Below are 21656 nucleotides of genomic sequence, written 5' to 3'. Positions count from 1 at the left end.
GCTCCCGCCTCGCTGGCGTTAAAGTTTCTAGCAGTGAGAGAATTTTGCGGGGCGGTATAAAAGGTCAAATTGTTGTGTAGTGACTTGGTTTTTTAACTCCTCCCAGTGATCGATCATTTTGTCTAGCGAGCCAATGCTATAGCCAGAAACAAGGATTAGGCATTCGCGTTCTGGGAGGTTGTAGCAAGGGCGTGTTTCCCTTTTTGCGTCAATATAAGTGCCACTGAAATCAACCAGCCCAAATTTGGGCTCGTTAATTTCTTCAAGCATTTTCTTAATATCACGCATAACATGGCTATGTCTTTTACCGCATAATTCTGCTATCTCAACACTCGACATGGTTTGAATGCTTTGTTTATTAAAATGATTGTCTTTTGTAGACATAAGACGATTGTGCATGCTCCACCTCTTTGTTGTGAGACATTCTCATTGTGCTTATTTAATTTTTTGGATTTGAAACAGCGCTTAAAGCACTTCGTGCTTTTAGATCACGTCACTCAGTTTTAATTTATTTTGCTGCTCGTAAGTCCCGAAGGTTTTATCTTCATATTCCTGCTTTTTGAGATCATCTAAATACTCATCATATGCGTCACTGTGTTTGACAAAGTCATGAGGTATTTTGTTTTCAAAACACAGCCGTTCATTGTGTTCAATATACAATTCTGCAATTTCTTCAGAGATATCATCATACCTATTAGTTGATCGGTCTATTCGTAAGATTTGAATAGCGTTATCGCAATCATCTATAAAATCTAAGATCTCTTTTTCCTCTAAGAGAGGACCGGCTTGTGCGTTTCCGTAGCCATTTTCACACATAGCTAAGAGTATTTCATCGGAATTAATAAAAACTGGATTTTTCATAATTTCCCCTCCCTAACGCCTCTTGGCTATTGTTTGTGTTAATTTACATAATGCTTATACGCAAACGTATAAATAAAATCAAGAAAAAAATTATGAATATTTCACTTTTTTGCATTTATGTATAAATATTGTCTTTAGAATAATAGAATCAAAATCTTTACTGAGATTATTTCATAAGTGGATAATAAGATTTACGTGGCAGTATTGCAACTATTTCCCCAACCCATTTTATCTTAGCATTTTTAATGGGGAGCGCATTCCATGATTTGAGTACAACACCCTCTGAAGAACGAGTAATTTGTTTGATAAAACGCCTGTTATCTTCTATTAGAACAACAACTTCATCACCGTAATAATCGCTTATTGGTTTTGTTTGCAGATGTTTAACTACGATTAAATCACCATCTTTATACACGGGATACATAGAATCTCCACGAACCATGAATCCTATTGCTTCAAAAGGCAAATCAAATGGTATTTCTATTGTTTCAAGTCCGTCTTCTGGAATTTGCTCAACATCTGTATTAATTTCTAGTCCTGCTCCTACATATCCCATAAGAGGAACAAGTGTAGTGATTTGATTATAGCCCTTTAAGCTTTTATAAAGTTCTAGAATTGCATCTCTATGTGAACCTCTAGGATCTGATTCACTTCCCAACCATCTTGATACGGTTGCTTGAGTTACATTTAATCTCTTTGCAAGCTCTTTTTGATTTAGACCGAATTCAGATTGCAATACTTGCAATGTAGCAATGATGTTTTTTGTCATAATTAATTACTTATGATTTTTAAATTAAAAAAATCTATTGTTTTTTTATTAACTTGTATACAATTGCGTATACGGTTAATATAATGGATTCAATTCAAATGAACACAGAAGAAAAATTAAAGATTAAATCTATCCGAAAGTGTTTATCGCTAACACAAAAGGAATTAGCAGACCTTTTAGGCGTTAAGCAAGCTTCTGTTTGTCGTTGGGAACAAGGCAAAGGATTGTCATTAAAAAGTTATCTCAAACTGCAAAAGTTGAAAGATGGTTCTAGCGCTATGTCTGTTTTTATTGCTAGTCCTACAGCTAACAACAAACACTCACAGCAGCATTCACAGTCTTAAAGAGAAAGATTAGAGATGATAGATGTCCCACAGATCACTATAAGCAAAGTCCAGTTGATTGATCTTGTTAATAAGATTGGACAGAAAGACATATGTTGTACTATCCGCTCGCCTCGTAGTACAGATGAAATAAGCATAGATCCCTTATCAAAAGGTTCTCTTGTCTGTACGCTGCATAGTATCTTTGTGCGTGATGATAGAAATTATTTTCCGTTATTGCCGTACGATGACTTTGATCAATGGTTTTCATCTGTGTTTATGCAAGCTTTTACGGCTTGGTTTGATAATTATTTTTCTCAAGAGTTGTCATCTTTTTATCGCTTAAATGGGCTGATCTTATTTATGGTCTCAATCAAAAATAAGCTTGATACCTTAAGGGATGAACTCATTGAAAAAAGAAAAGAAGAAATCGAATTAATAGACTTAGCATAAAAATGTTTGCCTAAGTGAATTAATCCAATTTTTTAAAGTCTATGAGGTTGGTTTGTGTAGTTACAGTCATTGTTGTTTCTGGTTTCAATGGGGAGGTATGAGTAATGATTAAAGTAACTTGGGCTTTTATATCTTCTTCACGCGCTGCTACAAAAATAGGGATTCCTGTGTACTTATTTTCTGAGGGAGATATAGGAATATTAACATCGATTTCTTGTCCCGTTCGAAAATCCTTTGCTTCCTCACAGCGGCCGCGTGATTTGTGTGACGTTGGACTGGCATCAGGATTAACATATGGTGATTGTATTTGCCGCCATCGAGTTTCAGGCTTGTATATGATGCCATATCCAAGAATAAAGCGAGAACCATCTTTTAGCTTTATATTTAAAACGTGGATGACAGTTTGTGCATTGTTTTTTATCTTTAAAAAAAGAAGTGTCCACTTATCTTTTGTTGGAAAATGTGGGCCAGTTGTATATATGGAAGGGGGCAAACCCAAATCCTGTACTCTTTTGTTATCTAACAAAATTCTAATATGTTCCTCTGACCATTTTGCAAGATCTTTTGTCGATATCGCTTGCTCTTTAAGGGCTATCGTCTGTTCTTGGCTTTCTGCAAATTGCTTGTTTATCCATTCTCTATCTTCTTCTCGTTTTTTTGCAGCTGTTTCTAAATCATCTTTGCGGATTTTGGCTGCTTCTTTACGGTCTTTGCATCTTAAAATAAGCGCTACCGAAAGCGACACAGTAAATGATACCAAACCTGTAAGAAATATCTTTACCCATTCTTGCATCATAACTCCCCCACTTTTTTAGAATCGTTGGGAGGGTACTTTTTCACAAACATTCTTGCAAGACAGGCAATTACAACACGTTCTGTCATAGCACACATATAAATACGTAGAACCTTAAGGGGGGGCTTATGATCACTCATGCACAAACCATTTTTGTCTTGATCTAGGCACCAAGACTGGTTGGGCAATACGCGGTGCGGATGGTCATATCATTAGTGGCACCATTCATTTCCAACCCCGTCGTTTTGAAGGCGGTGGAATGCGTTATCTGCGCTTTAAACAATGGCTTTCAGAAATAAAAGCTACAGCAGGGGGCATTGATGAAGTTTATTTTGAAGAAGTGCGCCGGCATGTGGGTACAGACGCCGCTCATATTTATGGTGGTTTGCTAGCGACATTAACGGCGTGGTGTGAACACGAACAAATTCCTTATGAAGGTATTCCGGTTGGTACAATAAAAAAAGCCACAACGGGAAAGGGGAATGCCTCGAAAGAAGAGATGATGAGTGCAATGCGTGCAAAAGGGCATGCACCGAAAGATGATAACGAAGCAGACGCTTTATCAATTTTATATTTAGTTAAAGAAAGGGAAGTTGGGTATGGCAAATAAGAACAAATGGATAAAAATTAATGTGGAAAAATGGCTTCTTAATCTTGCTGAATTGCCTCCTCTTGAAGGCAATATTTACATGAGGTTGCGATTAAAAATGTTACATACTGGCAAACCTCTTACTAATAATTTACGGACATTGGCTGCATTGGCTTGCTGTTCGGTTAACGAACTTGCAGATGCATTAGATATTTTAGAAGAAACTGGACACATCTCTCTTTTGGACAACAGATATGTCTGGAGTTCAGCCGTTGAAGAGGAACTCAACAGTATCGAAGAAGATCTCGACTGCTTTAATGAAGATTTAGACAATCTTACCTTGCATGAAAACATGGGGGGGGTAAACATGTCAACTAAGTCAGATAAGCTACCCTGGATAAAATTTTATTTGTATGATTGGCTACATGGCACTTCTGGGATGACGTTTGAACAAAAGGCAATTTATCTCACGCTTATCTTATATATGTATGATAAGAAAGCACCGCTTAAAGATGATTTTGGAACGCTTTCACGCGTTTGCAATTGCTCACAAAAAAAGTTTGCAACTGTTGTCGAATATTTAATCAAGAGAGGTAAACTTATTCAAACAGATAGTGGACATTTGTGGAATTGTCGCGTTGAGGCAGAGCTCAACAGTATTGAAGAAGATCTCGACTGCTTTGATGAAGATTTAGACAATCTTACCTTGCATGAAAACATGGGGGGTAAAGATTATGTCAAATAAGTTACCTTGGGTACGTAATTTTTATCAAGAGTGGATTATGGACTTTGCTGGCACTGATGCAGCAGAGAAAGCTACTTATAGCACGCTCACAGCTCTTATGTATCGAGCCTGCGAACCGATTTATGATGACACTTCTGTTTTAGCACGCGTCGTTGGTTGTTCAGTGCGAACCTTTAAAAAATCATTAGAAAAACTCATTAGAAAAAATTAATTATTCAATTAGAAAATGGATATTTATGGAGTACACAAGTTGAAGAAGAGTTACTAAATTGCAATGAGAATTTAAATAGGCTTTCGGAAAGAGCTATAAAAGCTGCGAATACTAAGAAAAATAAGCAGAAAGATAACTCATCAAGAGAACGTGATGAAGTCATGACGACGTCATCACGAGGTCATGATGACATCATGATGAGTTCATCACGACAACACAATAACATTAACAATAACATATATAATAAAAAAACTAATACTATCGTATTAGCAAAAAAAGAAATTGATGAGAGCTTTGATCAAAACACTGATCAGGTTTTGGAGCTTGTGTCAGAGCAAAGCGAAATATCATCAGAAAACCAACCTCCCATTCACGAGCAAAAAAATGTTTTGAAAAAAACAAAACAGTCTCAAGCTCATCGCGGCGGTCGATTGCCTAAAGACTTCGAACCCGATTTTGATTTTGCGATTCAAGAGGGCTTGCCTCCAGAGCGAGTGAAAATCGAGATTGCAAAGTTTAGAGATTACTGGAGTTCCAAATCAGGAGCAAACGCTACCAAGCTGGATTGGCAAGCAACGTGGCGTAACTGGGTGCGAAACGCAAAAGATTTTAACAAACCTTCTCAGGGAGTAAATTATGGAAGACAAGGAAATGAACCAATCCACTGGAGTCGTAGAGTTGTACACGAAATGTCCAATCTCAAAAATGCAGATAGTATATACAGCTTTTTGTTCAAGGATGACGAAAGAATATCCACACCATTGGCTGCCCAATCAGAAACCCTTACCTTCAGAAGCGGAGAGGATTACATCAGTAGCCAATGAGGCGCTGAAAATGCTTGAGAAGAAAGCGACTGAAGAGGAAATTCACGCAGCATTTATGGTGCTTGCTAATGGTCTTAAGAGCCAGTTTTCAGATCAAAAATCAATGGCGGTTGCTTATTTTTATGCTCTTAACGGGGTAAGTAGCTGGGCATTAAAGCAAGCTATGGATGACGTTTTTAAAGGCAAAGCAGAAGGTTTAAATCCAACATTCATGCCTTCAGCACCGGAGTTTTATAGCTACTGTGAAAGGCTTGAAGATAACGTTCGAGTAAAAGCAGACTCTATCATCCTTAGCCTTAATAAACCAGAAGTTAAACCGCAGGGAAAGCTTATGTCTGATGAAAAGTTTGCAGAGCTCATGAGACAGATGAAAGAAATGTTTGGAGGTCCAAAGTCGGATTCAGGAGCTGAAAAGAATGTTTAAAACAGCAAAGTAGTGAAAACTGCTGATTGTTTTATGATGAGATATGCGTTTAAATCGACAGAAAGGCACCGTAAAAAGCGATTTAAAGATTTTATGATGAAAAACACATCCGAAATACAAAACACTCTGTACGGACAAATTTGAGGTAAATTAACCTATTAGTAAAGATGAGGTTCTTAAACATGGGAGTATTCGCAGATTTATTTTTAAAAAACAGTAAACGGCTAAGGAAAAAACATGATTTCATCTTCTCGTCTTCAAAGACGAGGAGATAGTTAAGCCGCGTTTTTTATTGTAATAACGACTTGCTTGCCAAGAACACTCAGTGTTTGCTCTAGAGTCTGAAGCTTCGTTGGATAATTTGGGTCAAGAATGCGTCTTGCTTCTGTTTCTTTTTTACCCAAACGATGTGCCAATTCTGTTTTTGTAATATTCGCTTCATTAAAGGCTTCTACCACTGCGAGCTTAAGAGCATTCCACGCATCTACAGTGACCTCTACAAGACCTTTATATTGCTGTGGTACGGGTAAAGGTAGACCGCGCATAGAATAGCTACGTAATGCTAACCCTAAAGCTTCAACAGCATTCTCTAATGCCTCTGCTCTATTTTCTCCAGCTGTTATTGCTTCAGGTACATCTGGAAAAGTTACAACAAAACCACCATCAGGATCAGTTTCAAACTTTGCTTGATAAGTATATTCCATGTTTCGGTCTCCTCGCTATGATCAAAATGCTTTTGAAACGAAAAATTAAAGCGGCTGAATTACGAATTTCATATTCCTAATTGTTTTTTTATTATTTTCACATAAAGTGGTGTTAATTCACCAGATTTTATAACAGTTGTTTTGTCTCCAAAAGTTATCAAATAATGTGACCCTTTGCCTGCATCATGAGCTTCACTATAATGAATACCTCTTCTTCTGGCTTCTTTGCGTAACTCTCTAAGCAGTGCTTCTCGTTTCATTTAACCTCCCCTTGAATTTCGTAAAACAAATATCGCACAAAAAAGTTCGATTGTCAATAATAAATCAGGCAAAAAAGCCTTGCCTTTTTATAACACAGCTATTGAGTGAGTTTATCAAATAAAATTATAATGCAATACTTTAAAAAATAGTGATTAATAAATTGAAATATTTGAATAAATAAACAAATTGTGCTATGGTCTTTTTATATATTTAAATACAAGTTTAAGGTCATTAAAAACATGCTAAATAAAGTGATGTTAATCGGACGCCTTGGTGCTAATCCCGAAAGAAAAATCATGACTTCTGGAGCAGAAGTAGTCAATTTTAGTATAGCGACTTCTGAAAGCTATACTGATAAAAAGACCAATCAAAAAATAGATAAAACGGAATGGCATTCCATTGTCGTTTTTAATCCACATTTGGCAAAAATTGCTCTTCAATACTTACACAAGGGTTCAAAGGTCTATGTTGAGGGGCAATTACAAACCCGTAAATGGCAAGATAAAAGTGGTAACAATCATTCTAGCACAGAGATTGTTTTAAAGGCATTTCATGGTGAGATTATGCTTTTAGAAAAGTTGGGACAAAGCAGTCTAGGTGCAAGAAATGATCAGCCAGCAGGGGGCATTCATTCCACAATGGCACATACCTCATCACATAATTCTTTTGAGAATGCAATCCCATTTTAAGCTGATTTAAATAGGGAAGAATATGAAAACAAAAGCAGCAAAATTACGTGCCAAGAGGAAGACGAGGCGGAATAAGCTTGAGAGCAATCGACGCGAGCCAAGTGAGCAGCTGTCAAGGGCAAACAAATCATTGGATAAAACGGCTCTTGAAACAAGGGCGAGGTTAATGGGTTTAAGCCTTGAACAGGCGAGAGACCCACGTTCTGCTACCAATTTAGGCAGGTTAGTGCTCTTAAACGAAAAGGAACCAGGTAAGGGCATTACACCGGATCAATATGACGCTGCTCAAAAATACCTCCATGTGGTGAATGAATATAAGCAAGCACTCCTTTCACCCGGAGCAGAATGGGAAAAAGGAGTCGTTTTACTGAATGATAATGGTGAATATGAAAAATGGTATCAGCGGGCACTTCAGCGTTATGATGATGTTAATAAGGCGCTTATAGAGGGGCAAAGAGACAATCCTCATGCAAACTTCGAGATTATTATAAAGTATGTGATCTTACGTGATATTGCTATGTCTCATTACATGGTCGATTTACGTCTTTTATGTGATATTCTCTATAGACATTTCAATCCACAAGAGATCAATATAACAAAGGAAAAGGCTTATATATGGCGGTCGTCTATTATGCGATAGCGTCAAGACCTTTATGTTCAGCGAGTACCAATAACTTTAAGGTGCCACCATCAGGTTTTCTTTCACCGCGTTCGCATTTACTAATAAAGCTTACTGATACGTTCAAATAATCAGCAAGAATGGCTTGACTTACTTTTTCACGTTCACGCAATTTACGCAGCTGTTCCGGTGTAAATTCATGAATGGGTGTTAGCATATTTTTATCAAATTTACGCAGTGTCTTTTTGTCTATTGCACCACTCTCGAAGAGTGCAGACGCGAGTTCTTGAATGGTGTCATCAACACTGTTAAGCTGGTCATTCTTTTTTTTCATTTTGAACCTCTGTAAATTTTCGAGTGATAAGCGGTTATCAATCTCAAAGCTTATTGTCGCAAAGCCGTTCTTTTTGAAAAATTTCGTGAACGATATAAGTTTAAAAACCCGAATTTTTTAAAATTTTTCACATAATATATGACTTATTTTTATATTTTAAGGTTTTTCTTACTTGACTTTGCGAAAAAATTTAATTAAAATGCAATTAATCATACGGGGGAGTTGTGTCTAATTTTATGTGAGCAGGAATTCAGTCCTGCTTTTTTGATTCAATCGTCCCGTTTTCTTATTTAAAACTCCTTGTGTTTTTCGTTTTTTATTTGTCAATACCCCCCCTAACTCCTCAATCTTAGTTCCAATTACGGCTAGGAAAGAGGAGTTTTTTTGATAGTGAATAAAATAGAATTTTTCTATGTGGCTTAGAGTCTTGTTTTTTGAGCAAGCAGGCCATTTCGTGTTGTTAATACCAAAGATCATTCATTGGCTTATTTTAAGAGGAGCAAAAATGAAAGCAGTTATCACGAAACCCATGTGTGTTGTTGCTGATAATAAAAGTACGGTTCGTTTTGAAACTTCAACTCCCAATAATCCATTTGTTGAGATTTCTAATCAAGTCTACGCACGTCTCAAGCGTGCAAATGCTGCTAAACCTTTTGTTGATGTCAAAACAAAAATAAAACCCGACAAAACAATTGAACACATTAAGCAAGTAGAAAAAGAACCCAACCAAATAGCATCTGAAACAGTGACAGAGGAAACCTCTCTCGAAAAACCAAAAGCATCTAAAGCTTCCAAGCCATCAACATCTACCCCAAAAAAGGCTTAAAAGTTGAAATTAATCATCCGCCAAAAATGGTATCTTCAACAGGTTGAAAAGACCTTTACCAGTTTGCAAGCACCGCGTCTTCATTGGGCTTTGCGCAATGCTCTTAATACTTCAGCAAAGCAGGTTGAGCGTTTTGCCGAAAAGCAAGTTGCTGACATGACCTCAGCCAAGTTAAAGCGTGTGAAGCGAGGAGTTTATATTAAAGAAAAAGCGACAGCAAGGTTTCTTGAGACAGATATCATTGGTTCTGGAACACCGATACCTCTTAAATTTTTTAAAGCCAGAGAAACAAAGCGCGGTGTCGTTTACACAATGTTTGGAAAAAGAGCAATTCTTCCCCATGGTTTTATCAAGGGAGGCAGTTTTCCAAAGCGCGTTGAATTGAAAATGGGAGGGAATGTGTTTCAAAGAGATGATGGAGACCAATTTCCCATTGCAAAACAAGAAGGACCTTCAATTGCTAAAGTTATGTCAAAGCCAGAGATTGCAAATGCTATTGCACAATATGCCAATGAAAGATTAACCAAAAATATACAGAGACAACTTTCTCGTCAAGAATACGCTGCTAATAAAAAAGGCTAGATCATGTTCTCAAGCTTTATCTATATCTTACATATCCTTATGAGTTTAGACATTCCATATTCTTATAGCAATTTTAAAAACAGATTATCACCTACGCTTTATTTTTTTCATAAAAAAGTCAATAAAATCAATTCAAAAGGTACTTCCCAGCGGGTTGGCTTCGTTGCGGGGCAGGCTAGCGCGAACTATCGCTAGCGACAGAATTTTAAAATTGACTGTACATTGTACACATAACATATTGATAAATAACAAATTTAATGTGTACTCATATACAGACTGTACAATAGTAGATTATTTTTTAGAAAAAAGTTTTTTGTCACTTGACAATAAACTACTAATATGAATAATCGAATCAGGTGCCTCAAAAACGCCTTCAAGTACCAAGCGGATTGATTGCCGAAATAATCAATCTTCTGAACATTAAAGATTTTGACTCATTATATGTGGTAGCATATAAAGGTCTTGTCGGGTGTGGTTGTGCTATAAAATACCTTCGCAGGGAAAGCATAACGACGGACTTGGTACCGTGTTTTTGAGCACCCGGCACTCTTTTGAGCGTCAATCAAAAACATCTATTACCAAGGAGTTCATTATGAACACACTTATAGAAATATCAGAACAGGTTATTGATCAAGAAACTGTTCAAACCGTCAATGCTCGTGATTTACATGCATTTTTGGAGATAAAAGCCCGCTTTAATGACTGGATTAAAAACCGCATTAAAGAATGTAAGTTTATGGAAAATATAAGCTTTATAACGCTTACTAAAAATTTAGTAAGCGGTGGAAAGGTAAAAGAGTATCACATTACCTTAGACATGGCTAAACACCTTTCCATGATAGAGCGTAATAATAAAGGACATGAAGCCAGAGAATATTTTATCAAATGTGAACGGCTTTTGAAACAAGTAACAACACCACAAGTTGATTACTCCAAACCTGAAGCATTACTTGGTGTCTTGAATCACCTACAAAGTCAAATCGAGCAAAAGGATTATGCCATTGCCGAATTGCAACCAAAAGCAGAGGCTTTAAAAGGTCTAAAACGCTCTGATGGTCTGTTTGGTTTGATTGAAGCAGCAAAGATGTTAGAAGTGCGACCAAAGGATTTAACCGATTATTTGCGTAAACATGACTGGGTTTATCGGCGTGCTCCAGGGGCGCCTCTGTTACCTTATCAGGATAAAATCAAGAAAGGTTTTATGGACTGCCCTGCTATCACCATTCAAAGACCTGATGGTACAGAAAAGGTGCTCCCTTCAACGAAAATCACATCTAGAGGATTGGCATGTTTGAGAGAGCAAATTCAGGGAGGTGTGCAATGAAGATAGATACTAATTTTTTGTGTGATTTATGGATGGCATTATCTCAATTTTCTAGACATGAAAATATGAATGATAAAGATTGTACTGCTTTGGTTGACACTATGAGTGTGATAGAAAAAGCTTTAATTTTAAAACTTCAAGATGAGATGCCAAGTATACTTAAAATCTTAACAGTTCTAACGGATTTTGGTGATTCAGAGTTACCGCATAGCATGGATTCTTTATTGCGCGCTTATGAACCGAACTTCGAGAGCCCTATTAAAAAGGTTGCTTAAGTAAAAACAGAAATTGCCTTCCCGTTCTCAAAAATGGGGAGGTGGTTAAGCTATACATTCAAATTTATTAATTTTGGCAAATTCATCTGCTTTTTCGGTTTGTAAAATATGAACATCATAAGCAGCTTGCATATTAAGCCAAAATTCAGCTGTAGTATCAAAAAAATAGGCTAATCGTAGTGCCGTATCAGGAGTTATTGGACTATTTTCCGCAACAATACGTTCTATCCTCGTGCGTGGAACATTCAATGCTTTTGCAAGGGCATAAGCAGAGAGAGCATATTCTTTTAAATATTCTTCCCGTAAAATTTCTCCGGGATGAATTGCTACATAATTTTTCATCTCTACCTCCTACAAATCAATGATAATCTACAATTTCAACTTCATAGGCACCATTAGAACGCCATTCAAAACAAATACGAAACTGGTCATTAATGCGAATAGAATATTGACCTTTACGTTCTCCTTTCAATGCTTCTAAACGATTTCCCGGAGGACTGCGCAAGTCTTTGAGATCAACTGCTTTATCCAACATAAACAATTTCCTTTGGGCTATACGTACTAGAGTTGCGGGAAAACCTTTAGGTGGATTGCCTTCTAAAAGATCTTTACACCGCTTATCCGCAGAAGATTCAATCACCAAGTCACCTTCATTCGTTCTTTTGCGTATCATAACATGATACCAATCTAAAGAAAAGGATAAATGTTGAAAAATATTTAAAAACAGGAGCGGAAATGAATAAGAAAACGCGTAAGGGTTTATCGCTTCGTGCGTTTGCGAAAAAGATGGGTGTGTCTCCTAATGCAGTTGTTTCTCGTTTCAAAACAGGAAAATTTGATCATGCTCTTTTTGAAGATGGTTCTATTAATGAAGTACTTGCAGAGGCTATCTGGAATGAGAATCCCACAAAGCGCCCTTACGCACTTTTATCACCGGATGGTCAACCGCGTGCAAAGATAAAGCAAAGCTCTGTCGAGGGAGCCAATGAATACAAGATTAAACTGGAGCGAATGCAAGTTGCCCTTGAAAGCGAGAAGATTGCTCTTGAACGCTTACGCGAAACAACCGTTGACCGTGAAGAAGTGAAGAGAGCAGCGCGTGAGTTTGGAAGAGCACACCGTGACGCCATGTTGAATTTTCCTCATCGATTTGGTGCAAGCATTGCCGCACAGGTTGGATGTGATGCTGCAAGCCTAATCGGTGCCATTGATTATTACATACGAAAGGCTTTGCTTGAAGCTGTTCATATTCCCGTTCCTTATCATGATCCCCAACCTCCAGAATGAGAGAGTTTTGGGACGAGCAAAGAATGAATAATGGATGAGAATACTGTTACAGAATTTTTCGCCCATGCCAATGATGCAAGACAACCGGACCCACCGTATACGGTTTCCCAATGGGCGGACAAAAATAGATACCTTAGCACGGTAGCCAGTGCTGAACCTGGATTGTGGAAAACAAAGCGGACCCCCTATTTGCGCGAAATCATGGATAACCTTTCCTCTTACGTGCCTATTGAAACAACCATTGTCATGAAAGGAGCGCAGGTTGGCATGTCTGAAGCGGGATTGAATTTCTGCGGTTATGCTATTCATTATAGTCCAGGACTTGCTCTTTATGTCATGCCCACGGTTGAGACAGCCAAAAAGCTTTCAAAGACGCGGCTTGATCCCATGATTATGGCAAGTCCAGTTTTAAGTGAACGCATAGCTCCAGCGCGAGCACGTGACAGTGGTAATACCATGTTTTCGAAAGAATTTGATGGTGGAGCGTTAATGCTTACAGGAGCAAACAGTGCAGCTGGTTTGCGTTCTATGCCTATTCGTTATCTGATCCTCGATGAAGTGGATGGTTATCCTCTCAGTGTCGATAACGAAGGTGATCCGGTGATGATTGCGGAAAAGCGTACCTCAACCTTTGTACAACGAAAGATCTTTAAATTGTCCACACCCACCCACCGTGACACAAGCCGTATTGCAAAGGATTTTGTGCTAGGAGACCAGCGATATTACAACGTACCTTGTGATGCATGTGGTACACTACAGCCGATTGTTTGGTCACAAATCAAATGGCCGAAAGGGGCTCCCGAAAAAGCTGTTTTTGTTTGTGCGCATTGTGGTCATGAACATGCCGAGCACCGAAAAACAGATCTCATGTGTGAAGAAAGAGGCGCATGCTGGGTCCCCACCAGTGAGACAAGCAGACCCAATTTGCGCTCTTATCATATTTCGGCACTTTATTCTCCTTGGCTAACGTGGGGGGAATGTGCAAGAGAGTTTTTAAATGCTAAGGATGATCCAGCTCTTCTACAGCCTTTTGTCAATACAGTGCTTGGAGAGCCATGGGAGGACAGAACAGGCGAAGTTATTGATCCAGACAGTCTCTATGCAAAACGCGAAGAGTATCCTTTAGCACCAGAACAAGCCGTCGTGTTGACAGCAGGCATTGATGTACAAAATGACCGTTTAGAACTTGAAGTGGTGGGGTGGGGGCGTGGAGAAGAAAGTTGGCATATTGATTATCAAGTGATCCTTGGTGATCCCTCTTCTTTTGAAGTGTGGGACCAATTGGATGAATATCTTGCAAAACGCTGGCCGCATTCAGGCTATAAAGAGGGTATCAAGATAACAGCAGCTTGCATTGATACCGGTGGTGGACATACACAGGCAGTTTATAATTATGTACGCCCGCGTGAGGGGCGGCGTATCTGGGGTATTAAAGGACAGGCGGGATGGCGTGCGGTATGGCCACGCCGACCAAGCAGAAACAATAAAGGACAGATTAATCTTTATATTGTTGGGGTTGATGCCGCGAAAGATATCATTACAGCACGGTTTAAAAAATCGGGTCCTGAAGCAACGGGAGCTGGTGCAACACACTTTCACAAAAGCCTTGACCTGGAATATTTTGACCAGCTAACCGCTGAAAGAAAAGTCATCAAATATTTTAAAGGCTTCAAGCGTATCGAATGGCAAAAAAGTGAAAAGGCAAGAAACGAAGCCTTGGATTGTAGGGTCTATGCTTATGCTGCTTTACAAGGTCTGATTTCGGCAGGAATAAACCTTAACCGAGAAGTCGATATCTTAGAAGAGCGTTTGGAAAAACTTAAAATTGAAGGCGCTTTAGAGCAGCCAATATCAGAACATGTGCCCTCTCCTTCTCCAAGAAGATCTCAGACAGCACAGCCTAAAAAGAAGCCATTCAGAACAATGATAAATCCTTATATGCGAGGGGATTGGAGGTAATTTATGCGTACAGACTTGAACCAAGTAAACAGCAAAATTGACAGACTGGAAAGTTTAAAAAGGCGGCGTGAACAAATTGAAGAGGCTCTTTATTCGGGAGCACAATCGGTACGCCATGGCGATAAGCAAGTCAGCAACCGCTCTGTTGAGGAACTGCGCAGAGCTCTTGAAATGATCAATACGCAAATAGCGGACCTTGAAGGGCGCAAAGGTTCACGCATGTTCTATTTTAATATCTCACGAGGCTATTAATGGCTGGATTTTTCAATAAACTCACAGGCTTTTTTAAAATTTCTCGTCAACACAATCCCCATTTTGAAGCGGCAAGCAAAAGCCGCCGTATGAGTGGTTTTGCCCCTGCAAAAAAACATATCAATAAAGCGATTGAAGAATGTGGTGATACCATTGTTGCTCGTTCAAGATGGCTTTATGACAATGAATCTCTTTATGGGGCTGCAACGGAGGAATGGGTATCAGCGGCGGTTAGTGATGGGATTAAACCTTATCCTCGCATTGAAGGCTTCCAAGAAGAAAAGAAAAAGCTTTTAAACTTATGGTGGCAATGGGTTGATGAAGCAGACTACGATGAAGATGCCAGCTTTTATGGTCTGCAAGCAACCATTGCACGAGAGGTCTTTTTAACCGGCGAATGCTTTGTAAGATTGCATTATGTTGACCTTTATGGGCGCTCTGGTGTGCCTCTTCAGTTGCAAGTTTATCCCACTGAAATGCTGGACCTTACTTACAATGGACCTGCTGAGATTGAAGGCAATTACATTCGTATGGGAATTGAATTCGATGCCAGTGGTAAGCGCGTTGCTTATCATTTCTGGAAACATCACCCCTATGATGATTGCCCTTTCAACACAGTCTTTGAAAGTCAAGAACGCATACGTGTGCCTACTGAAATGGTCATTCATATCAAAGAGCGCAGGATTGCCGGACAATTGCGCGGTTCTCCAAAAATAACGCGCTGTATGACAAAAATCTTTCAACTCGAATCCTATGATGATGCAGAACTTGAACGAAAAAAACAGCGGCTCTTTTTGCAGTGTTTATTACAGGGAAGGAATCTCATGAGGCAGAGTTAGAGGACAATCGTGAAAAAACGAAAATTGAACAGAAGGTGGAAAAGAAGATTGAAGAGGTCCCCGAAGAGCATCCAATTTACCCTGGCTCGGTTAACGTGGTCGATGGCGAAAAACAAATTACATTCTCAAATCCTGTTGAAGTTAGTGGTTCTTATGAGGCTTTTCAGTATCGTAATATTTTAAAAATTTGTTCTGCTCTCAATATGCCTTATGCCGTTGTGACAGGGGATGTTACGCGGGGGAACTTCTCCAATGTGCGAACCTCTATCATTCAGTTTAGACGGCATGTCAAACAATGGCGTGAACATATCATTGCCTTTCAGTTTAACCGCATTGTGTGGGAGCGTTTTGTTGAAATGTCCGTACTTTCTGGACGCGTTCACTTATCCGGATGGGAAGAAAATCCCTTGCCATGGCTTCAATGTGAAAGCTTTGCGCCCCCGCTTGAAATGATTGATCCCAATAAAGATATTTCGGCAGAAAAAGAAGAAATCCGTACAGGTTTGAAAACACGACGCATGGCACTAGCCGAGCGCGGCTTTGATATCGACAGCATTCATGCCGAACTTGAGGAAGAGCACACAGATGCTCGTGCACGCGGCTTATCTTTTGACACGGATATGGCAGCGCCTTCTGGTGAAAATCAAGCGATTGATGATGAAGATTCAGACTCTTCTGAGAGTTATGAAAGCAACCAAGGCAGCGAGGCACACAAAAATGGTGAATAATCTTGATATGCCGTTTTTGGCATCACGGCTTTTTGGGGTTCCACACATGCTTGCCTCCACAAAGCTTGATATCATCCTTAATGCTCTTGCACCGCGCCTTTTTGCAGGGGAAAAGTTTCCAGTTAAAGCCTTATCACAAGATGATGCTACGGCTTTAAGACCAGTTGAAGCCTATGTGGTACAAAACAATGTTGCCATAATACCCGTTCACGGCACGCTTGTACGCCGCAGTGCGTGGCTTGGTGCACTCTCAGGCTTAACGTCTTATGAGGGTTTAAGCGCCTCTTTTCGTGAAGCTATTCAACAACCTGATGTTCATGCTGTCTTGCTTGATATTGACAGTGGTGGTGGAGAAGCCGGTGGAGTGTTTGACCTTGTTGAAGAGTTTAAAGCACTTTCAAAACAACACAACAAACCTCTTTGGGCACATGCGAATGAATTTGCATGCTCATCGGCTTATGCCATTGCTTGTTCTGCCTCTCAAATCTGGGTCGCACGCACAGGGGTTGTGGGCTCCATTGGTGTGGTTTGTGCGCATCTTGATCAATCAGGCGCTGATGAAAAAAGCGGATATAAATGGACGTTTGTTTTTGAAGGCGATCACAAAGTTCATGGCAATCCTCACGAGCCTTTAGCAGAGAGGGCTTTTCAAAAAATGCAAGCAGATTGCGCGCTGCTCTATGACATGTTTGTCGATTTGGTAGCGCAAAGCAGATCCATGAGCGCTACTGCAATTCGTGAAACAAAAGCAGAAACTTTTATTGGGTCTCAAGGCATAGAGCTTGGATTAGCGGATGCGCAGGGCACCCTCGCACAAGCCTTGGAAGCCCTAGAGGCTTCCCTTTCATCACCCCCAATGTCAACAGCAAAAGAAGGACAAAATATATGGCACGCACAAGATATCGAATTGAAGAAAATGAAGATGAAAAGATCATCGAAATCATCAATGAAGATGAAGAAAAAGAAGAAGAAGCCGATACCGACATGGATACAAACACCGAAGTCTTTGACGACCAAGACCAAGAAGATGAAGAAGACGAAGACAACGAAGAAAAGGACGAAGATGTAAGGGCTATCCTTGCAAAAGAAAGAAGACGTGCTGGGGCGTTAACAGCCCTTGAAAAACAAGCCCAAAGTTTGGGTGTTTCTTTTAATGCCGCACAAGCAATTAAAAACGGCATGAGCTTAGAAAAAGCAAAAAAGATTGTTTTAGACACTGCCGTATCCAGAAGCACCTCTTTGAAACTATCTCCTATTGCTCCCCATGGTGATGGGACGAGCAAGGGAAAAATTCATACAAAATGGGAAACAATTTGGAAGGGAATAAAATGAGTCAAATTTTTTATGAAGACATCCGCAATGGCGCTTATCTTGGACCCTACGATCCGGATATGTCAAACGAAGAAGTGGTTTTTGCATCAGGAGCATTCATTGAAGCTGGAACTGTCATGGGAAAAATTACAGCATCACAAAAATATACCCCCCTTAATCCAGCAGCATCAGATGGGAGTCAAATCCCTGCTGGAATTTCTTTTGCCACTGTTGATGCCTCTCAAGCCGATCAACGGGCCGTGATGACAGCACGCTTATGCACTGTAAAGGCTTCTGAACTGCTATGGCCAGATGCCATTACGGACGAGCAAAAAAATGCTGCCATTCAGTCTCTCGAAAACCATAACAACATTCTATTGCGATAGGAGAATGCGCACATGGATATGAATTTTTTTAAACATGATGCTTTCTCAGCCACGACCATGATGAAAGCGATTGAAAACTATGAGTTTCAACCGGGTCTTATTAGTTCTCTTGATCTTTTTGAGGAAGTGGAAACAAGCACCACAGTGGTTGATATTGAAAGACGTGACAATACATTGTCCTTGATTCAAACCAGTGAACGTGGCGCCCCCTTGGCAGAAGGTGACAGAGAGAGGCGTAATCTTCGGTTTTTCAAAACAACACGGATTGCCAAAAGTGACACGGTGAAATCAGAAGAAATCCAGAACCGGCGTGAATTTGGGACAGAAGATCAACTCGAGACGGCAATGAAATATATTGCCAGAAAACAAAAGAAACTGATTTCTGAAATCGAATTGACATGGGAAAACATGCAACTTGGCGCTGTTCAAGGGGTAGTACTTGATGCCGATGGCTCTGTCATTGTCGATTGGTACAAGGAATGGGAAATCGCACCACCAAAGCCGATTGACTTTAAATTAAATAATGAGACAACCAATGTTGCGGACCATGTTGATCAAGTCATTATGAAAATGATTGAAGTTTCAAAGGGAGCGTTTTCTGATCGTTCACGCATTATTGGGCTTTGTGGAAATGAATTTTTCTCCAAATTAAAAAACCATAAAACAATTCGTGAGACTTATCTCAACACAGCTCTTGCACAAACGTTGAATAGTGCCGGAGGTATTGCAACACCAAGCACTATTGGTTCGGGGAGCTTTGGTAGTTTTGACTTTGCGGGCATCACTTTCATTAATTACCGGAGTATTCACAACTATAATGTGAGTGCGAAGGCTGGAACAAAGCGCGCCATAGGTATTAAACCTGATGAATGTCAATTCTTTCCCATGGACGCCCCTGGTGTGTTTCAAAAAACCTTTGCACCGGGAGAAAGTTTGGATTTTGCCAACACGGTTGGAAAACCGCTCTACACCATGTTGATCGTTGATAACGACCGTAATGCATGGGTAAAACCGGAGGTATACAGCTATCCGCTTTATATTTGCACGCGTCCTGAAATGCTCTTTAAAGCGGTAAGTGGAGGGAAATAACATGCGATGGCACGGGTTGCTTAATAAAATGATTCAAGATGTGCGCAACACCTTTGGGCAACCCGTCATCTGCACTGCAAGATATTGATTTATAATGATAATTCACTGTTTTGTATGTTGAATGAGAGTCTCGAATAACGTAAGATTCTCTCATTCCAAACCTGTTTATGTTGAATCAATCAAAACTACTCACTTGCACCTCACAAGTGGGATGAGTGTGTGGATTAAATTTGTATAAGAAAGGACTAAAAATGGCTCTTATGAACCGTCTTAATGCAAGGACTGTCGCAACATTAGGGGCTGGCAAATATAATGATGGTGCCGGCTTGCTCCTTCATAAGCGTGAAGATGGTGGTGCTCAATGGATTTATCGTTATACCATTCATGGGCGCCGTCGTGAAATGGGCTTGGGTGCCTTAAGAGATGTCTCTTTAAAACAAGCCCGTGAATTGGCAACTGGGTGGCGCTCTGTTTTACGTGAGGGGCGTGACCCTATTAAAGAACGCAATAAACAAAAGCGTGAAGCAATAAGCAATCTTCATTATCTCAAAGACATTGCTTTAGAGACTTTTGAAAGTCGTAAAGCTGAATTAAAAGGAGATGGGAAAAATGGGAACTGGTTTCTACCCTTAAAACTTCATGTACTCCCCAAATTAGGCTGTCTTCCCATTTCAGAGATTACACAAACAGAGATACGCAATACGCTTGCCCCCATATGGCATACAAAAGCAGGAACAGCAGAGAAAGCACTCATTCGTCTTAATCTTTGTCTCAAACATGCGGCTGCTTTGGGTTTGGATGTTGATTTACAAGTCACAGCCAAAGCACGCGCTCTTTTAGGGAAACAACGCCATAAAACGCAAAACTTTCCAGCTATGGATTGGAAAGATGTGCCGGCTTTTTATCAAACACTTTGCCAAACAACAACCCTCACACAACTGGCTTTGCGTTTGCTTATTCTGACAGGTGTTCGTACCAATCCTTTGTGTCGTATGCATAAAGATCAAGTTGATGGAGATATATGGACAATCCCTGCTGAGAATATGAAAGGAAAGCGGGATGCTACAACAGAGTTTCGCGTCCCTTTATCAACAGAGGCATTAGAAATTTTGAAACAAGCGCGCCTGCTTTCTCGCAATGATTTCTTTTTCTCTGCAACCGGTCGAGGTCCCCTTAGTGATAAATGTATGGCAAAATATATGAGAAAAATTGGTCTTAAAGCCTGCCCCCATGGTTTTCGCTCTAGTTTACGCAATTGGCTCGCTGAAACAACCGATGCTCCCTATGAGGTCGCTGAAACCATTCTAAGTCATACGGTCGGGGGTAAAGTAGAGCGTGCCTATCGTCGCACTGACTATTTAGAACAGCGCCGTGTTTATATGGATAAATGGGCTGCTTATGTCACCGGTCAAACTTAAGAGATGGGGTATTTTACCCCATAATCTGTGGATAACTTTTTCTCTCTATTTTCTCATATTGTATCATTAAGAATCATCAAGATTCAATTTTAAAAATACATGATAAAAGACTGTTTTTTATAGATAATATTACTTTTCAATCCTGCAGAAATATGGTTAATAAGTGGTTATGATTTGTTTACAATTTGTGTTCTGAAAGGATTTTTAAATGACCGAAAATGATACTCTTCTCACAGACCGTGAAAGTGCAAAATTGCTCCATATGAGTGTTTCAACATTCCGCCGTCATGTGACAAACGGTGTTTTACCAAAACCCTTAAAGTTTGGTTTTTTGTCGCGTTGGTTACAATCTGATCTTCACGGTGTGATTGAGAAAGCAAAAAACAACCGTAGCAACAACGCTGCATAAAAGAAAACCTTGTCACGTAAGGACGGACAAGGCTCTTCATTACTTATCAAATTATGAATAGCAAAATCCGTCCTGTGACGCAAGATCATAGGATAAAAAAATGTATTCTTATACACATGCTGCGGGCATAACACGTGCCTTGCATGGTGTCTGGCATGGGCATTATGGACTTGCCCATTGCCCTGCTCATGATGATAGCACTCCTAGTTTAGCTCTTACTTATGGTTATAATGGTCAATTATTATTTCATTGTCATGCTGGCTGCTCTTTTGAACAGATCATCAAAGCTCTTAAAAACATTGGTCTTGTTGATACACAAGCATGTTTTGAAAATGCTTATGGTCAAAACCTCTCTTTATCGAAAAAATTCTA

At 39.7% G+C, this 21656-nt stretch carries 31 protein-coding genes and 2 pseudogenes; 24 read left to right on the top strand and 9 right to left on the bottom strand.

Annotated elements, in window-relative coordinates:
* Positions 1–27: 27 nt before the first annotated feature.
* The 3 genes from BN67_RS13615 to BN67_RS06750 all read right to left on the bottom strand — a co-directional run bounded on the left by BN67_RS13615 (position 28) and on the right by BN67_RS06750 (position 1630).
* Positions 28–399, bottom strand: coding sequence for a Rha family transcriptional regulator (locus tag BN67_RS13615; RefSeq protein WP_156791641.1), 372 nt, complete (start codon positions 397–399; stop codon positions 28–30).
* Positions 400–483: 84 nt separating this feature from the next.
* Complete coding sequence (locus BN67_RS06755; RefSeq protein WP_019223381.1) at positions 484–861, bottom strand: hypothetical protein; 378 nt, start codon at positions 859–861, stop codon at positions 484–486.
* A 166-nt stretch (positions 862–1027) separates the two neighbouring features.
* Positions 1028–1630 (bottom strand): XRE family transcriptional regulator, encoded by a 603-nt coding sequence (locus BN67_RS06750; RefSeq protein ID WP_019223380.1) that lies wholly within the window; start codon positions 1628–1630, stop codon positions 1028–1030.
* Between the two features lie 98 nt (positions 1631–1728).
* Between BN67_RS06750 and BN67_RS06745 the strand changes: the two genes are divergently transcribed.
* Positions 1729–1974 carry a helix-turn-helix transcriptional regulator gene (locus tag BN67_RS06745; protein WP_019223379.1) on the top strand — a complete coding sequence of 82 codons (246 nt, stop codon included), beginning with the start codon at positions 1729–1731 and terminating at the stop codon, positions 1972–1974.
* Positions 1975–1989: 15 nt separating this feature from the next.
* Positions 1990–2406 carry a hypothetical protein gene (locus tag BN67_RS06740; RefSeq protein ID WP_019223378.1) on the top strand — a complete coding sequence of 139 codons (417 nt, stop codon included), beginning with the start codon at positions 1990–1992 and terminating at the stop codon, positions 2404–2406.
* 19 nt (positions 2407–2425) lie between these two features.
* Here the strand turns inward: BN67_RS06740 and BN67_RS06735 are convergent, their stop codons facing one another.
* The gene (locus BN67_RS06735; RefSeq protein ID WP_019223377.1) at positions 2426–3202 is read right to left on the bottom strand and encodes a hypothetical protein; all 777 of its coding nucleotides are present in this window, start codon (positions 3200–3202) and stop codon (positions 2426–2428) included.
* A gap of 184 nt (positions 3203–3386) precedes the next feature.
* On the opposite strand from BN67_RS06735, the gene BN67_RS11800 reads away from it, so the two are divergent.
* The 5 genes from BN67_RS11800 to BN67_RS06705 all read left to right on the top strand — a co-directional run bounded on the left by BN67_RS11800 (position 3387) and on the right by BN67_RS06705 (position 5992).
* Positions 3387–3809, top strand: a complete 423-nt coding sequence (locus BN67_RS11800; protein ID WP_051011286.1) for a crossover junction endodeoxyribonuclease RuvC — start codon at positions 3387–3389, stop codon at positions 3807–3809.
* Entirely contained in the window at positions 3799–4533 is a 735-nt protein-coding gene (locus BN67_RS14880) for a DUF1376 domain-containing protein (protein ID WP_019223374.1), read from the top strand. Before BN67_RS11800 ends, BN67_RS14880 begins: the two co-directional genes overlap by 11 nt.
* Positions 4523–4744, top strand: a complete 222-nt coding sequence (locus BN67_RS14875; protein WP_019223373.1) for a DUF1376 domain-containing protein — start codon at positions 4523–4525, stop codon at positions 4742–4744. Before BN67_RS14880 ends, BN67_RS14875 begins: the two co-directional genes overlap by 11 nt.
* A gap of 161 nt (positions 4745–4905) precedes the next feature.
* Complete coding sequence (locus tag BN67_RS14870) at positions 4906–5568, top strand: hypothetical protein (RefSeq protein ID WP_019223372.1); 663 nt, start codon at positions 4906–4908, stop codon at positions 5566–5568.
* Between the two features lie 10 nt (positions 5569–5578).
* Complete coding sequence (locus tag BN67_RS06705; protein WP_019223371.1) at positions 5579–5992, top strand: hypothetical protein; 414 nt, start codon at positions 5579–5581, stop codon at positions 5990–5992.
* A 275-nt stretch (positions 5993–6267) separates the two neighbouring features.
* Here BN67_RS06705 and BN67_RS06700 read toward each other — a convergent pair whose 3' ends face one another.
* Together BN67_RS06700 and BN67_RS06695 are read right to left on the bottom strand one after the other, a co-directional pair.
* On the bottom strand, positions 6268–6696 hold the full coding sequence (locus BN67_RS06700) for a type II toxin-antitoxin system HicB family antitoxin (RefSeq protein WP_019223370.1): 429 nt from the start codon (positions 6694–6696) through the stop codon (positions 6268–6270).
* A gap of 68 nt (positions 6697–6764) precedes the next feature.
* Positions 6765–6956 carry a hypothetical protein gene (locus tag BN67_RS06695; RefSeq protein WP_019223369.1) on the bottom strand — a complete coding sequence of 64 codons (192 nt, stop codon included), beginning with the start codon at positions 6954–6956 and terminating at the stop codon, positions 6765–6767.
* A 240-nt stretch (positions 6957–7196) separates the two neighbouring features.
* Between BN67_RS06695 and ssb the strand changes: the two genes are divergently transcribed.
* The gene (gene ssb / locus BN67_RS06690) at positions 7197–7646 is read left to right on the top strand and encodes a single-stranded DNA-binding protein (RefSeq protein ID WP_019223368.1); all 450 of its coding nucleotides are present in this window, start codon (positions 7197–7199) and stop codon (positions 7644–7646) included.
* A gap of 22 nt (positions 7647–7668) precedes the next feature.
* Complete coding sequence (locus BN67_RS06685; protein ID WP_019223367.1) at positions 7669–8286, top strand: hypothetical protein; 618 nt, start codon at positions 7669–7671, stop codon at positions 8284–8286.
* Here the strand turns inward: BN67_RS06685 and BN67_RS06680 are convergent.
* Entirely contained in the window at positions 8276–8599 is a 324-nt protein-coding gene (locus BN67_RS06680; RefSeq protein WP_019223366.1) for a helix-turn-helix domain-containing protein, read from the bottom strand. The genes BN67_RS06685 and BN67_RS06680 overlap by 11 nt on opposite strands.
* Before the next feature lie 505 nt (positions 8600–9104).
* Here BN67_RS06680 and BN67_RS06675 point away from each other — a divergent pair.
* From BN67_RS06675 to BN67_RS06660, 4 genes are all read left to right on the top strand, one after another.
* Positions 9105–9425, top strand: a complete 321-nt coding sequence (locus tag BN67_RS06675) for a hypothetical protein (protein ID WP_019223364.1) — start codon at positions 9105–9107, stop codon at positions 9423–9425.
* Between the two features lie 3 nt (positions 9426–9428).
* Positions 9429–10007 (top strand): hypothetical protein, encoded by a 579-nt coding sequence (locus tag BN67_RS06670; protein WP_019223363.1) that lies wholly within the window; start codon positions 9429–9431, stop codon positions 10005–10007.
* Between the two features lie 592 nt (positions 10008–10599).
* Complete coding sequence (locus BN67_RS06665) at positions 10600–11331, top strand: phage antirepressor Ant (protein WP_019223362.1); 732 nt, start codon at positions 10600–10602, stop codon at positions 11329–11331.
* Positions 11328–11606 carry a hypothetical protein gene (locus tag BN67_RS06660; RefSeq protein ID WP_019223361.1) on the top strand — a complete coding sequence of 93 codons (279 nt, stop codon included), beginning with the start codon at positions 11328–11330 and terminating at the stop codon, positions 11604–11606. Before BN67_RS06665 ends, BN67_RS06660 begins: the two co-directional genes overlap by 4 nt.
* A 45-nt stretch (positions 11607–11651) precedes the next feature.
* On the opposite strand, the gene BN67_RS06655 is transcribed toward BN67_RS06660, so the two are convergent.
* The gene (locus BN67_RS06655; RefSeq protein WP_019223360.1) at positions 11652–11948 is read right to left on the bottom strand and encodes a HigA family addiction module antitoxin; all 297 of its coding nucleotides are present in this window, start codon (positions 11946–11948) and stop codon (positions 11652–11654) included.
* A 16-nt stretch (positions 11949–11964) separates the two neighbouring features.
* Positions 11965–12279, bottom strand: coding sequence for a type II toxin-antitoxin system RelE/ParE family toxin (locus BN67_RS06650; protein WP_026088200.1), 315 nt, complete (start codon positions 12277–12279; stop codon positions 11965–11967).
* A gap of 62 nt (positions 12280–12341) precedes the next feature.
* Between BN67_RS06650 and BN67_RS06645 the strand changes: the two genes are divergently transcribed.
* The 11 genes and pseudogenes from BN67_RS06645 to BN67_RS06595 all read left to right on the top strand — a co-directional run.
* The gene (locus BN67_RS06645; protein ID WP_019223358.1) at positions 12342–12893 is read left to right on the top strand and encodes a hypothetical protein; all 552 of its coding nucleotides are present in this window, start codon (positions 12342–12344) and stop codon (positions 12891–12893) included.
* Positions 12894–12923: 30 nt separating this feature from the next.
* Positions 12924–14852: a phage terminase large subunit family protein gene (locus BN67_RS06640; protein WP_019223357.1), complete on the top strand. Its 1929-nt coding sequence runs from the start codon at positions 12924–12926 to the stop codon at positions 14850–14852.
* A 3-nt stretch (positions 14853–14855) separates the two neighbouring features.
* Positions 14856–15104: a phage head-tail joining protein gene (locus BN67_RS06635; RefSeq protein WP_019223356.1), complete on the top strand. Its 249-nt coding sequence runs from the start codon at positions 14856–14858 to the stop codon at positions 15102–15104.
* Positions 15104–16671: pseudogene (locus BN67_RS12775) on the top strand (phage portal protein). The gene BN67_RS06635 and the pseudogene BN67_RS12775 overlap by 1 nt, the downstream one beginning before the upstream one ends.
* Positions 16661–17740, top strand: coding sequence for a S49 family peptidase (locus BN67_RS06625; RefSeq protein WP_019223355.1), 1080 nt, complete (start codon positions 16661–16663; stop codon positions 17738–17740). The pseudogene BN67_RS12775 and the gene BN67_RS06625 overlap by 11 nt, the downstream one beginning before the upstream one ends.
* Positions 17656–18003 (top strand): hypothetical protein, encoded by a 348-nt coding sequence (locus BN67_RS11775; RefSeq protein WP_019223354.1) that lies wholly within the window; start codon positions 17656–17658, stop codon positions 18001–18003. Before BN67_RS06625 ends, BN67_RS11775 begins: the two co-directional genes overlap by 85 nt.
* Entirely contained in the window at positions 18000–18368 is a 369-nt protein-coding gene (locus BN67_RS06615; RefSeq protein WP_019223353.1) for a head decoration protein, read from the top strand. The genes BN67_RS11775 and BN67_RS06615 overlap by 4 nt, the downstream gene beginning before the upstream one ends.
* A 12-nt stretch (positions 18369–18380) precedes the next feature.
* Positions 18381–19457: a major capsid protein gene (locus tag BN67_RS06610; protein WP_019223352.1), complete on the top strand. Its 1077-nt coding sequence runs from the start codon at positions 18381–18383 to the stop codon at positions 19455–19457.
* A gap of 251 nt (positions 19458–19708) precedes the next feature.
* Positions 19709–20875 carry a tyrosine-type recombinase/integrase gene (locus BN67_RS06605; protein WP_019223351.1) on the top strand — a complete coding sequence of 389 codons (1167 nt, stop codon included), beginning with the start codon at positions 19709–19711 and terminating at the stop codon, positions 20873–20875.
* 208 nt (positions 20876–21083) lie between these two features.
* Entirely contained in the window at positions 21084–21284 is a 201-nt protein-coding gene (locus BN67_RS06600; RefSeq protein ID WP_019222130.1) for a helix-turn-helix transcriptional regulator, read from the top strand.
* A 100-nt stretch (positions 21285–21384) separates the two neighbouring features.
* Positions 21385–21656: pseudogene (locus BN67_RS06595) on the top strand (DUF7146 domain-containing protein); the annotation flags it as partial.

Origin of the sequence: Bartonella rattaustraliani AUST/NH4 (assembly GCF_000312565.1) — a bacterium.
Taxonomy (GTDB): Bacteria; Pseudomonadota; Alphaproteobacteria; order Rhizobiales; family Rhizobiaceae; genus Bartonella; species Bartonella rattaustraliani.
This window is presented reverse-complemented; position numbering and strand designations above follow the sequence as displayed.

Bases quoted from the DNA above. Each gene is read 5' to 3' on its own strand.
- BN67_RS13615 (WP_156791641.1), bottom strand. From the start codon at position 399: ATGCACAATCGTCTTATGTCTACAAAAGACAATCATTTTAATAAACAA.
- BN67_RS06755 (WP_019223381.1), bottom strand. From the start codon at position 861: ATGAAAAATCCAGTTTTTATTAATTCCGATGAAATACTCTTAGCTATG.
- BN67_RS06750 (WP_019223380.1), bottom strand. From the start codon at position 1,630: ATGACAAAAAACATCATTGCTACATTGCAAGTATTGCAATCTGAATTC.
- BN67_RS06745 (WP_019223379.1), top strand. From the start codon at position 1,729: ATGAACACAGAAGAAAAATTAAAGATTAAATCTATCCGAAAGTGTTTA.
- BN67_RS06740 (WP_019223378.1), top strand. From the start codon at position 1,990: ATGATAGATGTCCCACAGATCACTATAAGCAAAGTCCAGTTGATTGAT.
- BN67_RS06735 (WP_019223377.1), bottom strand. From the start codon at position 3,202: ATGATGCAAGAATGGGTAAAGATATTTCTTACAGGTTTGGTATCATTT.
- BN67_RS14880 (WP_019223374.1), top strand. From the start codon at position 3,799: ATGGCAAATAAGAACAAATGGATAAAAATTAATGTGGAAAAATGGCTT.
- BN67_RS14875 (WP_019223373.1), top strand. From the start codon at position 4,523: ATGTCAAATAAGTTACCTTGGGTACGTAATTTTTATCAAGAGTGGATT.
- BN67_RS14870 (WP_019223372.1), top strand. From the start codon at position 4,906: ATGACGACGTCATCACGAGGTCATGATGACATCATGATGAGTTCATCA.
- BN67_RS06705 (WP_019223371.1), top strand. From the start codon at position 5,579: ATGCTTGAGAAGAAAGCGACTGAAGAGGAAATTCACGCAGCATTTATG.
- BN67_RS06700 (WP_019223370.1), bottom strand. From the start codon at position 6,696: ATGGAATATACTTATCAAGCAAAGTTTGAAACTGATCCTGATGGTGGT.
- BN67_RS06695 (WP_019223369.1), bottom strand. From the start codon at position 6,956: ATGAAACGAGAAGCACTGCTTAGAGAGTTACGCAAAGAAGCCAGAAGA.
- ssb (WP_019223368.1), top strand. From the start codon at position 7,197: ATGCTAAATAAAGTGATGTTAATCGGACGCCTTGGTGCTAATCCCGAA.
- BN67_RS06685 (WP_019223367.1), top strand. From the start codon at position 7,669: ATGAAAACAAAAGCAGCAAAATTACGTGCCAAGAGGAAGACGAGGCGG.
- BN67_RS06680 (WP_019223366.1), bottom strand. From the start codon at position 8,599: ATGAAAAAAAAGAATGACCAGCTTAACAGTGTTGATGACACCATTCAA.
- BN67_RS06675 (WP_019223364.1), top strand. From the start codon at position 9,105: ATGAAAGCAGTTATCACGAAACCCATGTGTGTTGTTGCTGATAATAAA.
- BN67_RS06665 (WP_019223362.1), top strand. From the start codon at position 10,600: ATGAACACACTTATAGAAATATCAGAACAGGTTATTGATCAAGAAACT.
- BN67_RS06660 (WP_019223361.1), top strand. From the start codon at position 11,328: ATGAAGATAGATACTAATTTTTTGTGTGATTTATGGATGGCATTATCT.
- BN67_RS06655 (WP_019223360.1), bottom strand. From the start codon at position 11,948: ATGAAAAATTATGTAGCAATTCATCCCGGAGAAATTTTACGGGAAGAA.
- BN67_RS06650 (WP_026088200.1), bottom strand. From the start codon at position 12,279: ATGATACGCAAAAGAACGAATGAAGGTGACTTGGTGATTGAATCTTCT.
- BN67_RS06645 (WP_019223358.1), top strand. From the start codon at position 12,342: ATGAATAAGAAAACGCGTAAGGGTTTATCGCTTCGTGCGTTTGCGAAA.
- BN67_RS06640 (WP_019223357.1), top strand. From the start codon at position 12,924: ATGGATGAGAATACTGTTACAGAATTTTTCGCCCATGCCAATGATGCA.
- BN67_RS06635 (WP_019223356.1), top strand. From the start codon at position 14,856: ATGCGTACAGACTTGAACCAAGTAAACAGCAAAATTGACAGACTGGAA.
- BN67_RS06625 (WP_019223355.1), top strand. From the start codon at position 16,661: ATGGTGAATAATCTTGATATGCCGTTTTTGGCATCACGGCTTTTTGGG.
- BN67_RS11775 (WP_019223354.1), top strand. From the start codon at position 17,656: ATGGATACAAACACCGAAGTCTTTGACGACCAAGACCAAGAAGATGAA.
- BN67_RS06615 (WP_019223353.1), top strand. From the start codon at position 18,000: ATGAGTCAAATTTTTTATGAAGACATCCGCAATGGCGCTTATCTTGGA.
- BN67_RS06610 (WP_019223352.1), top strand. From the start codon at position 18,381: ATGGATATGAATTTTTTTAAACATGATGCTTTCTCAGCCACGACCATG.
- BN67_RS06605 (WP_019223351.1), top strand. From the start codon at position 19,709: ATGGCTCTTATGAACCGTCTTAATGCAAGGACTGTCGCAACATTAGGG.
- BN67_RS06600 (WP_019222130.1), top strand. From the start codon at position 21,084: ATGACCGAAAATGATACTCTTCTCACAGACCGTGAAAGTGCAAAATTG.